Origin of the sequence: Actinorhabdospora filicis (genome assembly GCF_030269765.1) — a bacterium.
GTDB classification, from domain to species: domain Bacteria; phylum Actinomycetota; class Actinomycetes; order Mycobacteriales; family Micromonosporaceae; genus Actinorhabdospora; species Actinorhabdospora filicis.
On the sequence record NZ_BSTX01000003.1, the window covers coordinates 981,511 to 994,571 of the forward strand.

Sequence of the window (13,061 nt, forward strand, 5' to 3'; positions counted from 1 at the left end):
TGCGTGGAACCCGACGCCTGACCCCGGATGGGCTTCCGGAAGAGACGATCGCCGCAGTTCGGGAAGCCCGTGCTCGCGGGCACGATGACCGTCCCCAGAGGACAATGACACCGTCATTCTCGTTCGGTGGGGGAAAAGGGTGACATGGTGGTTGACGAAGCGATTTTCCGGGCTTCACCATCCATCAGAGAGAAGCTCATGTCGCGCACGATGGTTTCCCTGCTCACGGCCGTATCGGCCGTCATCGCGGTGATGATCCCCGCGCACGCCGCAGCGCACGACCCGCCACCGGCCGGTGGCGAGGCTCTCGCCTACGCGCGAGAGGTGGGCATCCCACCCGCCGAGGCGGCCCGCCGTCTCGACCGTCAGGCGCTCGCGCCGGGCTTCGCGTCGGCGGCCGAGAACTACCTGGGCACGGCGTTCGGCGGTGTCTGGATCGACCGGGAGTCCGTTCTCAACGTCGGCGTCGCCGGCTCGATGACCGCCGCCCGCACCGAGGCGGTCGGCACGGCCGCGCGCGCCGCGGGTCTCGACGGCGGCTACCGGCCGGTTCGCGTCGGCTACGCCATGGCCGACCTGAACCGCGCCAACGCGCTGCTCGCCGACCGGCTCGGCCCGGCCAACGAGGGCGCTTCCACGAGCCTCACGGCGGGACTGCGCACCGACATCAACGCCGTCGAGCTCCAGCTCCCGGCGGGCGCCACGCTGACCGCGGCTCAGGACGCACTGATCTCCGACGCGGTCAAGGCCCTCGGCGGGCTGCTCGTCGTCGGGGAGTACACCGGCCGTGCGGAGGCCCGCGCTTGCGTCTACCCCTACTGCGATCCGCCGCTGCGAGGCGGGATCCGGATCGCCAACTCCGGTGCGGGCTGCACCGGCTCATTCATCGCGCGTTCCAAGGATGACGCGCTACTCTACCAGTTCACCGCCGGGCACTGCGCCGTCGGCAACACCGACGACTGGTCGACGCGCTTCCCCGACCAGTCGGAGCACGTCATCGGCCCGATCCACAACTCGCGCTTCGCGTCCAACGGCGACATGGCGATCATGCGGGTCCTCAATGTCACCGGTTGGGCACCTCGCGGGTGGCTGAAGGTGACCGACGGGCCCGACACCTTCGCCGATGACACCTACAACCTGTCGTCGGACTCCACGAGTGTCATCGGAATGCGCATCTGCACCGCCGGCGCCTTCTACGGCCGCGGCGACTGCGGCACGGTCACCCACCTGGGCGTGACCGCCAGTTACAACGGCCGCACCGTCACCAACCTGGGACGGGGGACCTTCTGCGGGACCGGCGGGGACAGCGGGGCGCCGATGTACGCCTCGCACGTCGCCTACGGCCTGCAGGTCGCCGGTTACAGCGAATGCGACAGCCTCTACCAGGGCATCGCGGCGGCGGAGTCGGCGATGAATGTGAACGTCCTGCACGCCTTGGCGTGACACGCCGGAGCCCGGGCCCGTGAGGGGCCCGGGCGATGGACGCGGGCGCCGCGCCCGGCGACACGACCCCGGGATGGGGACTTTCGCATCTGTCGGGTCACCGATCGCGGCGTGCACGCTCAGCTTGCCCGCACCGCCGCGAAGGGAGAACCGTCCATGACCATCCTGTGGTTCATCGTCTGGCTGATCGCGAACAACGTGAACGACCCGGAGCCGCTGCGCTTCGACCCCGTCAACGTGTGGGCGGGCACGCTGATCCTGGCCGTCGCGCTCGACCTGGCCGCCGGGCACGCGACCGGCTCGGCCCGGCGGCGGCGCTGACGGCGTCAGTGCCGCTCCAGTAGCGCCCGGCCGAGATCGGTCGCGTGGTGCAGGACGGCCTTGCCCGCGCGGACGGTCACCAGCAGCCCGGCCTCGCGGAGGGTCCGGGCGTGCTGGCTGGCGGTGGGTGGGCTGATGCCGAGCCGCGCGGCCAGTCCGGTGGTGGTCGCCGACTCGCCGGCCAGCGCGTACAGCGCGGCGGCCCGGGTGGCGCCCAGGAGCTCGCCCAGCCCGGCGGCGGGCCCGGTCTCGGTGAGCCAGCCGGGACGCGGGTTGGCCGGGTAGGCCAGCACCGGCGGGTGCTCGGGATCGAGGAGCCGGGTCGGGTGCTTCAGGCAGAAGAAGGTGGGCGTGAGCGTCAGGCCCCGGCCGTCGAGGTACAGGTCGTCGTCGAGCGGGAACGGCACCTGCCACACCGGCGGGGTCCACGTCGCGCCCGGCACCACCGTGCGCAGCAGCCGGTCCACGCCGCCGGACATCAGGTCGGCGGCGCGCCGGTTGCGGTCGGCGGCGACCGTGGCGTTGATCTGCGGCCAGTGCGGGGCCAGGACGGCGTCGTGGAAGCCGGTGATGGCCGCGCCCAGGCGGCGCAGCGTGGCCGGATCGCCCTCGGCGAGCAGCGCGGCCGAACCGGGCAGCCGCCCGGCCCCGCCGAGCCGGGTCAGCTCGTGCGCGATGCGTGTCTTCGGCGCCGACATCACCGCCTCCACGCCCTCGCGCAAGTGGACGGTGCCCGTCGCGGGGGTGAGGAAGTCGGGGCAGTAGCCGTAGGGCGGCATGAGCCGCAGCAGGCCGCCGAAGGCGGCGGCCTCACCGCGCGCCCGCCGTCGCCACCGGCCGAAGAGCACCTCCGCGTCGGACTTCTGCAGCAGATGCGCCGCCAGCAGCGTCTCCCACAGGGGATCGACGGCCGCCGACACGCGCACCCGGGTCAGGTCCTCGGCCGTGAAATGCACACGCAGCACTGTTCCCCCTCTACGGCCCCGACCGCTCCCCACGGTCCCGGCGGCTCCCCAAGATAGAGCGGGCCCGCCAGATCGCGCGGGGTCTCAGAAGGTCAGGTGCGCGATCGCGGCCAGGTCGATGCCGTGGCGGCGGTAGACCTCGACGGTGTTCTCGCCGGTGAGCGCGGCCGGGTCGACGCCCAGGAGCCGGGCGGCGCGATGGACGGTCCCGGCGTCGTGGGCCTCGATCTCCAGGTAGGGCGGGATCAGCGGCCAGGAGTCGATCTCCAGCGCGGCGCCGCCCAGGGTGAAGGAGGCGCGACGGTTCTCCTGGTAGGAGCGGGCGGTGTGCCCGAGCTTGGCGAGCAGGACGCGGGTGGTGTCGAAGTCGCCGACCACGACCTCGGTCTCGGTGGTTCCGTCGATGCCGTCGTGGGCGATCTCCTTGACCGCCAGGGTGACCGTGGTCCCGTCGTCACGCAGCCGCAGCCACCGGCCGGGATCGCCCGGGGTGATGTCGTAGACGAGCCGCCGCTGGAGCGCCTCGCCGACGCGGTGCCCGCCCCGGTCGAGGATCAGCGCGGCCATCGCCTCGGGATCGACGTCGAGGAGCTTCGCCTCGTACTCGATGCCGGAACCCATGTGACGTCCGCCTTCCGCTCGACTGCCGGGATGACGGTACCCGCCCACTGAAACGTTCGGTTGACCAAATAGAAACCTTTCAATACAGTCGAGCGGTCCACAAAGGACTCTCCGTGCCGCGGGGGTGCGGAGGCAGCGAGGAGACGCGCATGTAGAAGTTCGCCGACCGCTTACTGAACCGTCTCGTTCCCCGGACGCGCGCCAAGGGCGCCTGCAACAGCTACCTGAAGTGCGACGCCTGCATGTCCGACGGCTGGCAGTACTGCCGCCGGTGCTACATGGCCGGCGGCTCCTGCTCCGCGCCCTACTGCGAGGGAGCCTGGCGCCGCCAGTGCATCCAGCGGCCCTCGCCCGAACCCGTGATCACGCGCCCGGCGGTGAGCCGCCGGGCGCGTCCTCGGCTTCGGGCAGTTCCACCACGAACATCCCGCCGGGTCCCGCCCCGGCGCGGACGGTGCCCCGGTAGCCGGTCACCATGCCGCGCACGATCGCCAGGCCCAGCCCGCTGCCGCCGTCATCGCGGGCGCGGGCGTCGTCGAGGCGGATGAAGCGGTCGAAGACGCGCTCGCGGTCCTCCGGCGCGATGCCGGGGCCGTCGTCGGTGACGGTCAGGATCACCGTGCCGTGGCGGACCTCCACGCGCGCCGAGACCGCCGAGGCGGCGTGCCGGGCGGCGTTGTCGAGGAGGTTGCGCAGGACGCGCGCCAGCCCGTGCTCGTCGCCGCCGACCAGGGCGGGCCCGTCGGTGGCGGCCGTCCAGGTCGTGCCGGGGTCGAGGTGCTCGCGTTCGGCGATCTGCTCCTCGGCGAGCCCGGCGAGGTCGACGGTTCCGTGCACGGCGCGGACGCCGCCGTCCAGCCGCGCCAGCAGCAGCAGGTCGTCGGAGAGGGCCTGGAGCCGCACGGTCTCGGCGAGGACGCCCTCGGCGACCTCGCGCCAGTCGACGTCGTGCCCGAAGCGCATCTGCACCTCGATGGAGTTGCGCAGCGTCGCCAGCGGGCTGCGCAGCTCGTGTGAGGCGTCGGCGACGAACTCCCGCTGCCGGGACAGCGCGGCGGCCAGCCGGGCGAGGGTCGCGTTGGTCGTCTCGGCCAGCCGCCCGATCTCGTCGCGGGCCTTGGGGACGGGGACGCGCAGGTCGGGGTCGGAGTCGCTGATCTCGGCCATCCGCAGGCGGATGCGCTCGACCGGGCGCAGCGCGCGCCCGGTGATCCACCAGGCGATCCCGGCCACGAACAGGACCGCCACGGGCACGCCCAGGCCGAGGGCCTGGCGCATGGTGGCGGCGACGGCGTCGGCCTCCTGCGGCATGGCCAGCACGAAGACGGCGAACTTGGCGGGTTCCTGCCGGTAGACCTCGCCGGCGGGCAGCATCTCGGGTTGGATGTTGTCGGCGACGGTGACGGCGGCGTCGTAGACGCGGGGTGTGCCGCCCGAGCCGAGGAACACGTCGGAGCGGTCGGTCCACACCGCTACCTCGGCCCGCCAGTAGCCGGGCCCGTAGCTGCGCATGACCGGCGGCGTCGGGTCACCGCGGCCCATGGTCAGGGGCGTGGTCAGGTCGTTCCGGTCGAAGTAGAGGACTTCCTCCTTGCCCGACAGGGGCGCGCCGGTGAGCGAGGGCGCGAACAGCGGCGACGCGGCGAACCAGCGTCCGTCGCCGTCGAGGGCGATCCACCACACGTCGCCCTGGCCGGGGACGGCCTGGCTGACGGGCGTGTCGATCCCGCCGATGGCGGCGGCGATGGCGCGCGAGTCGTCCATGGCGCGGGCGACCTCGTCGTCCATGCGCTTGTCGCGGGCGTAGACGGTCAGCCACCAGCCGCCCGCGCCGAACACGATCGCGGCGGCCAGCGCGGTGCTCAGGAACGCCCGGACGCGCACCGACAGCGAGCGCCTGGCCTCAGGCATCGGCGACCAGGCGGTACCCGCCACCCCGCACGGTCTCGATGCTGGCGCGCCCGAAGGGCAGGTCCAGTTTGCGGCGCAGGGCCCGGATGTAGACCTCCACGATGTTGACGTCGCCGCTGAAGGCGTGGTCCCACACCTCGTCGAGGATGTCCACCTTGGACACCACCTCGCCCTGGCGGCGGGCCAGGCACTCCACGACGGCGAACTCCTTGGCGGTCAGTCGCACCTCCTCGCCGGCGCGGCGGCAGCGGCGCGCGGCCGGGTCCAGCCACAGGTCGCCGACCCGCAGCGCCACCGGGCGGGTGGCGCCGCCGCGGCGCAGCAGCGCCCGCAGCCGCGCCGCCAGGACCACGTAGGAGAAGGGCTTGGAGAGGTAGTCGTCGGCGCCGGTGTCGAGGGCCTCGGCCTCGTCGTACTCGCCGTTCTTGGCCGTCAGCATCAGGATCGGCACGGTGCTGCCGGAGCGGCGGATGTGGTCGCAGACGACATAGCCGTTCATGCCCGGCAGCATGATGTCCAGGATCACCGCCGCGTAGGGGTAGGCGGTGGCCGCCGTCAGCCCCTCGCGGCCGTCGTGGACGACGTCGACGGCGTAGCCCTCACCGCGCAGCCCGGTGGCCAGGGTGCGGGCCAGGCGGACCTCGTCCTCCACGATCAACAAGCGCATCGCACCAGTATCCCGCGCGCGTCCCGGCGGCCCTGAAAACCGGTTCAGCCGCCTTCAGCCGATCCTCAGTGCCCGCTGGACAGCCTCGCGGCCATGCCCACCCCTCTCCGGCGCCTGCTGGTACGCCTGCCGGTCCCGCTGACGCTGTTCGCGCTCTACACGGCCGTCTCGGTCAACCGGCACCGGTCCATGCTGACCTCCGGCTTCGACCTGGGCATCTTCACCCAGGCCGTGCGCGGCTACGCCGAGCTGCGCGCGCCCGTGGCCGAACTCAAGAGCCCCGGCTTCGCGCTCCTCGGCGACCACTTCCACCCCGTCCTGGCGCTGCTGGCGCCCCTGTACCGGCTGTGGCCGAGCCCGGTGACGCTGCTGGTGGCGCAGGCGGCGCTGCTGGCGCTGTCCGCCGTCCCCGTCACCACGCTGGCCACCGAGCGCCTCGGCCGCCTCGCCGGGACCTCCCTCGGCCTCGCCTACGGGCTGTCGTGGGGGATCCAGGGCGCGGTCGGCTTCGACTTCCACGAGATCGCCTTCGCCGTGCCGCTGCTGGCGATGAGCCTCACGCGCCTGGCCCGCGGCCACCACCTCGCCACCGCCCTGTGGGCGCTGCCGCTGCTGCTGGTCAAGGAGGACCAGGCGGCCACCGTGGCCGCCATCGGCGTCCTGCTGCTCCTGCGCGGATCCCGCCGCCTGGGCGCCGCGCTGACCGCCGTCGCCGCCCTCGCCGGGTTCCTGCTCATCACCGTGGTCATCCCCGCGATGAACCCGCTGGGAACCTACGAGTACCTCCATTCCGCGCGCGGACACGGCGAGAACCCCTTCGCGCGCCTCCTCCTGCCGCTGGACAAGGCGTGGCTGCCGCTGGCGCTGCTCGCGCCCACCCTCCTGCTCGCCGCGCGCTCGTCCATCGCGCTCATCGCCGTCCCCACGCTGCTGCTGCGGATGTGGTCGGCCAACGAGTCCTACTGGGGCACCGGCTTCCACTACAGCGCGGTGCTGATGCCGGTGGTGTTCACCGCGATGCTGGACGCGCGCGTCCGCCACCGCCTCATCGCCCACGCCGCCCTCGCCGTGGCCCTCGCCTGGACCGCGACCGGCCTGCCCCTGCGCGAAGCCGTCACCCCGGACGCCTGGCGCGTCCCCTCGCCGGTCACCACCACCGAGACCGTCCTCGCGCTCATCCCCGAAGGCACCGCGGTCGCCGCCGACAACCGCTTCGCCGCCGCCCTCACCGCCCGCCACACCGTCTACCTGTTCCCCACCCACCCCTCGCAGGGAATCCGCCCGGAATGGGTGGCCGTCTCCGACCCGCCCGGGCGCTCACCCCTGCCCGCCGCCGAGAACCTCGCCGCCCGCGAGGCCCTGCCCGGACGCGGATACCTCCTGGTCGCCGGGGCACCGGGGATCCGCCTGTACCGCCTGCCGCCGCCGGGATAGTCTTCGCCACCGATCCCGAGGAGCCCCATGCGCGTCACACCCCTGGCCGATCCCGCCCGCACCGAGTGGTCCCACCGGCTCGCCTGGCTCGCCGACGAGGACGGCGTACCCGTCGGCTCGGCGTTCCTGCGCTACTCGGCCCACACCGACGACGCCCACCGGGCCGAACTGGAACTCACCGTCCACCCCGCGCACCGCCGCGCCGGTATCGGCACCACGCTGCTGGACGCCGTCCTGGACACCGCGCGGGCCGACGGTGTCCGCGTCCTGCGCGTCGTGACCGGCGACGAGGCCCCGGGACCGGACTTCCTCGCCGCGCGCGGCTTCCGGCGCGTGCTGGCCCTCACCTTCGGCCGCCTCGACCTGCGCACCGCCGACCTCGCGCCCGTGCGCGCCCTCGCCGAGCAGGCACACCCCGGCTACCGCCTCGTCGACTGGGCCGGGACCGTGCCCGGCGAGCTCGCCGAGACCTACGCCGCCTCCCGCCGCGCCATGGACGACATGCCCATGGACGACGCCGACCACACCCCCGAGGTCTGGGACGTCGCCCGCCTCCACGCCGTCGCCAAGATCGTCGCCGACCGCGGCGAGCACCTGCACACCGTCGCCGCGCTCGCCGCCGACGGCTCGATCGCCGGGTTCAGCGAGCTGGTGACCGGCGCCGACGGCGACGGCGACGCCCAGCACTACGGCACCGCCGTCCTGCCCGCCCATCGCGGGCACGGCCTGGGCGCGTGGATGAAGGCCGCCTCGGTCGTGCGCGCCGCCGCGCACTTCCCGAAGCTGGAGGGGCTGCTCACCGACACCGCCGAGAGCAACACCGCCATGCGCGCGATCAACGACCGCTTCGGCTACGCGCCCACACACCGGCTCCTGTACTTCGAACGTTCGGTGTGAGACAGACCGGCCGGGTCCGCCGCTGGTACCACCACGCGGCGATCCCGGCCGTCACGCCGAAACCGCCGAACCCGAGCGCCGCCGCGCCCACGATCCACCACGGCGCCTCGTAGCCCAGGCCGCCCCAGAACGGCAGGATCGCCGCCATGCCCAGCCCGTACGGGCCGAGCGTGACCGCGCCCAGCCACGCCGGGACCAGCGGGATCCAGCGCGGCACCGGACGCCCGGCGAGCACGAGCGTCCAGCGCGGGAAACGCTGCCCCCACCGCGCCACCAGCGCCAGGTTCAGGACCCCCGCCAGGACCCCCAGGACCGCCGTCAGGTCGATCCCGCCCGCGCCGAGCGCGCCCATCGCGCCATCGCCGTGCAGGTCCGGTCCCGCGAAGCCGCCGATCGGCACGCCCAGGGCCCACAGCGTCTTGATCGCCGCGTACGGCAGGAACGACGCCGCGCCCAGCCACGCGGCCACCCGCACCCACCGCGGCGGGTCCGAGGGCTCCGGCGCGGCCTTCCGCGTCCGCTCCGGCGGATGCGCGTCCCCGCAGCGCACGCACCGCCCGCGCCGGCGCCGCCGCGTCGCGGTCGCCGCCACCGCCAGCAGCACCGCGCCCACCGCGCAGCCCAGCCCGTTCAGCAGCCGCGGCCAGTCCTCCACCCGGCCCGCACCGGCGGTCGCCACCAGGTCGATCACCAGCCCGAAGGACCCCGCCGCGCCCGCGGCGGCCGCCGCCCACATCGCCGGCACCCACCGCAGCAGCGTCACCAGCGCGGCGGCCAGGCCGATCACGGCGAACCACGGGCGTCCCAGGAACGGCGCCAGAACCGAGTAGAGGACCGCCCAGGAGGCGGCGAGCACGTGCGATCGAAGCATGGGCGCAAGACTGCGGCCGCGCCCGCCGCGCGCCCTCACCCCAAGGAGCCGGAGGCATCCCCCTCGTGGGGGAGTCAGGACTCGCGCGCCACCGTGGCCAGCAGCCCCCGCAGGTCGGCGGCCGTCCCACTGGCCCGCAGGTTCTCCACGTGCCCGTCACCGGTGCGCCGGTGGTACTCCAGATGCAGCTTCCCGCCCGCGTCCAGCGCGTCGACCAGCGCCGACACCGCGCCCGCCGCGCGCTCGCCGGGCACCGGGTCCTCGAACCGCAGGACCGGCAGCCACACGTCCTCGTCCATCGCCACGAACTTCGGGACGGCGTCGGCGAACTCCACCCGCCACCCCGCGCGCTCCAGCGCCTCGGCGACCGCGCGCGCCTCGACCGGGTAGATCCCGGCGTCGCGGGGAACACGGTCCAGGCCGGGGAAACCCGACCGGACGATGACGAGGCTCCCCATCACCTGAACTGCTCCGCCACCAGCTCCATGGTCCGCCGCCGCAGCTCGACCACGCTCATCTCGGGATGGTCCAGCCAGTGCTGGCTGGCGATGCGCAGGGCCATCAGGAACGACGCCGCCAGGATCCGCGCGCGCAGCTCGTCGCCGTCGCCGGTGCGCGCCGCCAGGTCCACCGTCAGGTCCCGCTCGACCGCCGCGTACAGCGCCGCCGAGTGCGTGGCCAGGCTCATCGTCCGGCGCACGATCCGCATCCGCTCCAGCCACACCGGGTCGTAGGACGTCTCGGCGGACAGCTCGTCGGCCGCGCGGGACAGCGCCTCCCACGGGCTCTCCTCGGCCGGGCGCGCCCGCACGAGCTCGACCACACGCAGCAGGCGGACGCGGTCGCCGTACAGCAGCGCCTCCTCCTTGCCCGCGAAGTGGTTGGAGAAGGTGCGGCGGGAGACGTCGGCGGCCTCGCAGATCGCCTCGACGGTCAGCCGCTCCAGGCCGAGCTCGACGGCCAGACGCAGCGCCGCCTCGTGGAGGGCCTCGCGCGTCGCCAGCTTCTTGCGCTCGCGCAGGCCCATGGGTGCGGTGGTCATCGTGATCAGCGTACGTGATCCGCAGCTCATTTCCCGCTGGGCATTGTTTCCCAATGGGCAACGAGTGGATGATTGGGTGCGTCATGCAACTACCCCCGGACGACGGCGCGCTCGCCGATGACCTCCGCGACGGACTGCGCGGGCTGCTCAAGACCATGCGGCTCCTGCGCGGACTCTCGGCGTTCAAGCACGTCGGCGGCCACGCCGGCATGGTCGCGCTCCTCTCCGCCATCGGAGAGGCGCCGAACGGCTCACACGTCAAGGACCTGGCCGCCGACCTCGTTCTGGACGCGTCCACCGTGAGCCGTTCGGTGAGCGCGGCCGTCGCCTTCGGCTTCGTCGAACGCGCCGCCGACCCCGCCGACAAGCGCGCCTGCGTCCTGCGCCTGACCGATGCCGGGCGCGCGGCCCTCGACGCGACCCACGACTGGTACGAGGACCTGTTCGCCAGCGCCCTCGGCACCTGGGACCGGGCCGAGCTGACCGCCCTCGCGCGCTCGCTCAACCGCCTCACCGGCGACCTCACGAACCACCTCGAAAGGCAACGCACACCGTGACCCAGAAACCGATGACGCATCGTCAGATATTGGAGGCCCTCAGCGGGCTCCTCCTGGTCCTGTTCGTGGCGATGCTCTCCGGCACCGTCGTCTCCACCGCGCTGCCCAAGATCATCGGCGCGCTGAACGGGACGCAGGGGCAGTACACCTGGGTCGTGACCGCCACCCTGCTGGCCGCCACCGCCTCCACGCCCATCTGGGGCAAGCTCGCCGACCTGTTCAGCAAGAAGACCCTCATCCAGACCGCCATCGTGGTCTTCGCCGTCGGCTCGGTGGTCGCCGGGCTCGCGCAGAACACCGGCCAGCTCATCGCCGCCCGCGCCTTCCAGGGCCTGGGCGTCGGCGGTCTCCAGGCCCTCGTCCAGGTCGCCATCGCGGCGATGATCCCGCCGCGCGAGCGCGGACGCTACAACGGCTACCTGGGCGGCGTCATGGCCCTGGCCACCGTCGGCGGCCCGCTGCTGGGCGGCCTGATCGTGGACTCCTCGCTCGGCTGGCGCTGGTGCTTCTTCGTGGGCGTGCCGGTCGCGGTGATCGCCTTCTTCCTGCTGCAGAAGACCCTGCGCCTGCCCGTCATGCGCCGCGAGGCCAAGATCGACTACCTGGGCGCCACCCTCATCGCCGCCGGGGTCAGCCTGCTGCTGATCTGGGTGTCGTTCGTGGACAAGGACTTCGGCTGGATCTCCTGGCAGAGCCTGGCCATGGCCGGCGGCTCGGTCCTGCTGCTGGTGCTGGCCACCGTGGTGGAGGCGCGCGCGCCCGAACCGGTCGTCCCGCTGCCCATCGTCAAGCGGCGCACCACCGCGCTGGCGATCGTGGCGAGCCTGGCGGTGGGCATGGCGATGTTCGGCGGCTCGGTCTTCCTGGGCCAGTACTTCCAGATCGGGCGCGGCTACAGCCCCACCGAGGCCGGGCTGCTGACCATCCCGATGATGGCCGGCGTCCTGGGCGCCTCCATCATCGGCGGGCGGCTGGTCACCAAGACCGGCAAGGTCAAGCCGTTCATCGTCGGCGGGACCATCGTGCTGGTCATCGGCCTGGCCGCGCTCAGCGTCATCGACCACGAGACCTCGCTGGTCTACATCGGCGCGGCGATGTTCCTGGTCGGCGCGGGCGTGGGCGCCTCGATGCAGAACCTCGTCCTGGCCGTGCAGAACACCGTGGCCCTGCGCGACATCGGCGCCGCCAGCGCCACCGTGGCCTTCTTCCGCTCCCTGGGCGGCGCGGTCGGCGTCTCGGTGCTGGGCGCGGTCCTGGCCAACCGGGTCTCCGACAGCATCACCGCGCACCTGGCCGAGGCGGGCATCCCGGCCGGCGGGAAGTCCGCCGGTTCCTCGCTCAACCTGAACGAGCTGCCGCCGGTCGTCCAGCACATCGTGCGCGCCGCCTACGGCGACGCCACCGGGCGCATCTTCCTGATCGCGGCGGCCATCGCCGTGATCGGTGTGATCGCCTCGCTGTTCCTCAAGCCCGCGCCACTGCGGAGCAGCCTCGACGCGGGCCCGCCCGCCACCGCTGCCGCGACGGCCGCCGCCGCGGCCGACGCGGTCCCGGACGCCGACGTGGAGATCCTTCCCCGGCGGTTAACGCCTTCTCCCGTCCGCGCCCGATGACGCGCCCCGGCCCCCGCGATCAGGAGGCCGGGGCGCGCCGTAATCGCTTTGCGCGCCCCGAAGCGCCGCCCGCACCATGGCGGGCATGGAACAACGACAGATCCGCGCGGCGCACACCGGCACGACCGTCACGGTGTACCAGGCCTACCACCCGCGCATCGGGCTCCCGGCGGCCCGCGACGGGCGCTTCCCGGCGGAGTGGAAGCGCGAGCGCATGACCTGGATCAAACCCAGCTTCCTGTGGATGATGTACCGCTGCGGCTGGGGGCTGAAGCCCGACCAGGAGACGGTGCTGGCCATTGAGATCGGCCGCGACGGCTTCGACTGGGCGCTGGCCAGCGCGTGCCTGTCGCATCACGTCCCGGAGGTCCACGGCGCCTTCGGTGAATGGCGCGAGGCGCTGCGGGCCGCGCCCGCCCGTGTCCAGTGGGACCCCGAACGCGATCTGCGGCTCAACCCGCTGCCCTACCGCTCGCTGCAACTGGGCCTGTCGGGCGAGGCGTCGCGCCGCTACGCCGACGAGTGGACCGTCGCGATCACCGACGTCACGCCGCTGGCGCGCGAGGTCCACGCGCTGGTCTCGGCGGGTGACCTGGACGCCGCCGCGCGCCTGCTCCCGGCCGAAAAGGCTTATCCCGCACCGGATCTGGCGCACCTGGGGGCTTGATCCGGAAAAACCTCGGTGGATCCCTTCTTGCGGCTTGGGAGTAGAGTCCCCG

14 protein-coding genes are annotated in these 13,061 nt (G+C 73.3%); 7 read left to right on the forward strand and 7 right to left on the reverse strand.

The window, feature by feature from the left end; translation table 11 throughout:
- Positions 1 to 198 precede the first annotated feature (198 nt).
- Both QSK10_RS24790 and QSK10_RS24795 read left to right on the forward strand, forming a co-directional pair.
- Positions 199 to 1,443, forward strand: a complete 1,245-nt coding sequence (locus QSK10_RS24790) for a S1 family peptidase (protein WP_285665354.1) — start codon at positions 199 to 201, stop codon at positions 1,441 to 1,443.
- Positions 1,444 to 1,599: 156 nt separating this feature from the next.
- The gene (locus QSK10_RS24795) at positions 1,600 to 1,764 is read left to right on the forward strand and encodes a hypothetical protein (protein WP_285665355.1); all 165 of its coding nucleotides are present in this window, start codon (positions 1,600 to 1,602) and stop codon (positions 1,762 to 1,764) included.
- Positions 1,765 to 1,769: 5 nt separating this feature from the next.
- Here the strand turns inward: QSK10_RS24795 and QSK10_RS24800 are convergent, their stop codons facing one another.
- The 4 genes from QSK10_RS24800 to QSK10_RS24815 form a co-directional block, all read right to left on the reverse strand.
- A complete protein-coding gene (locus QSK10_RS24800; protein ID WP_285665356.1) occupies positions 1,770 to 2,729 on the reverse strand; it encodes an ArsR/SmtB family transcription factor in 960 nt (319 codons plus the stop codon).
- A gap of 84 nt (positions 2,730 to 2,813) precedes the next feature.
- Positions 2,814 to 3,350, reverse strand: coding sequence for a class IV adenylate cyclase (locus QSK10_RS24805; RefSeq protein ID WP_285665357.1), 537 nt, complete (start codon positions 3,348 to 3,350; stop codon positions 2,814 to 2,816).
- A gap of 363 nt (positions 3,351 to 3,713) precedes the next feature.
- The gene (locus QSK10_RS24810; RefSeq protein ID WP_285665358.1) at positions 3,714 to 5,261 is read right to left on the reverse strand and encodes a sensor histidine kinase; all 1,548 of its coding nucleotides are present in this window, start codon (positions 5,259 to 5,261) and stop codon (positions 3,714 to 3,716) included.
- Positions 5,254 to 5,928 carry a response regulator transcription factor gene (locus QSK10_RS24815; RefSeq protein WP_285665359.1) on the reverse strand — a complete coding sequence of 225 codons (675 nt, stop codon included), beginning with the start codon at positions 5,926 to 5,928 and terminating at the stop codon, positions 5,254 to 5,256. Before QSK10_RS24815 ends, QSK10_RS24810 begins: the two co-directional genes overlap by 8 nt.
- Positions 5,929 to 6,021: 93 nt before the next feature.
- Between QSK10_RS24815 and QSK10_RS24820 the strand changes: the two genes are divergently transcribed.
- Both QSK10_RS24820 and QSK10_RS24825 read left to right on the forward strand, forming a co-directional pair.
- A complete protein-coding gene (locus QSK10_RS24820) occupies positions 6,022 to 7,362 on the forward strand; it encodes a DUF2079 domain-containing protein (protein ID WP_285665360.1) in 1,341 nt (446 codons plus the stop codon).
- Positions 7,363 to 7,389: 27 nt separating this feature from the next.
- Positions 7,390 to 8,259 carry a GNAT family N-acetyltransferase gene (locus QSK10_RS24825; RefSeq protein WP_285665361.1) on the forward strand — a complete coding sequence of 290 codons (870 nt, stop codon included), beginning with the start codon at positions 7,390 to 7,392 and terminating at the stop codon, positions 8,257 to 8,259.
- Here the strand turns inward: QSK10_RS24825 and QSK10_RS24830 are convergent.
- The 3 genes from QSK10_RS24830 to QSK10_RS24840 all read right to left on the reverse strand — a co-directional run bounded on the left by QSK10_RS24830 (position 8,198) and on the right by QSK10_RS24840 (position 10,172).
- Positions 8,198 to 9,130 (reverse strand): hypothetical protein, encoded by a 933-nt coding sequence (locus tag QSK10_RS24830; RefSeq protein WP_285665362.1) that lies wholly within the window; start codon positions 9,128 to 9,130, stop codon positions 8,198 to 8,200. The two genes, QSK10_RS24825 and QSK10_RS24830, sit on opposite strands and share 62 nt — an antisense overlap.
- A gap of 74 nt (positions 9,131 to 9,204) precedes the next feature.
- On the reverse strand, positions 9,205 to 9,588 hold the full coding sequence (locus QSK10_RS24835) for a hypothetical protein (protein WP_285665363.1): 384 nt from the start codon (positions 9,586 to 9,588) through the stop codon (positions 9,205 to 9,207).
- On the reverse strand, positions 9,588 to 10,172 hold the full coding sequence (locus QSK10_RS24840) for a TetR/AcrR family transcriptional regulator (RefSeq protein WP_285665364.1): 585 nt from the start codon (positions 10,170 to 10,172) through the stop codon (positions 9,588 to 9,590). The genes QSK10_RS24835 and QSK10_RS24840 overlap by 1 nt, the downstream gene beginning before the upstream one ends.
- An 83-nt stretch (positions 10,173 to 10,255) precedes the next feature.
- Between QSK10_RS24840 and QSK10_RS24845 the strand changes: the two genes are divergently transcribed.
- From QSK10_RS24845 to QSK10_RS24855, 3 genes are all read left to right on the forward strand, one after another.
- Positions 10,256 to 10,729 carry a MarR family winged helix-turn-helix transcriptional regulator gene (locus QSK10_RS24845; protein WP_285665365.1) on the forward strand — a complete coding sequence of 158 codons (474 nt, stop codon included), beginning with the start codon at positions 10,256 to 10,258 and terminating at the stop codon, positions 10,727 to 10,729.
- Positions 10,730 to 10,740: 11 nt separating this feature from the next.
- Entirely contained in the window at positions 10,741 to 12,342 is a 1,602-nt protein-coding gene (locus tag QSK10_RS24850) for an MDR family MFS transporter (protein ID WP_285665366.1), read from the forward strand.
- A gap of 85 nt (positions 12,343 to 12,427) precedes the next feature.
- A complete protein-coding gene (locus QSK10_RS24855; protein ID WP_285665367.1) occupies positions 12,428 to 13,009 on the forward strand; it encodes a DUF4291 domain-containing protein in 582 nt (193 codons plus the stop codon).
- Positions 13,010 to 13,061 lie beyond the last annotated feature (52 nt).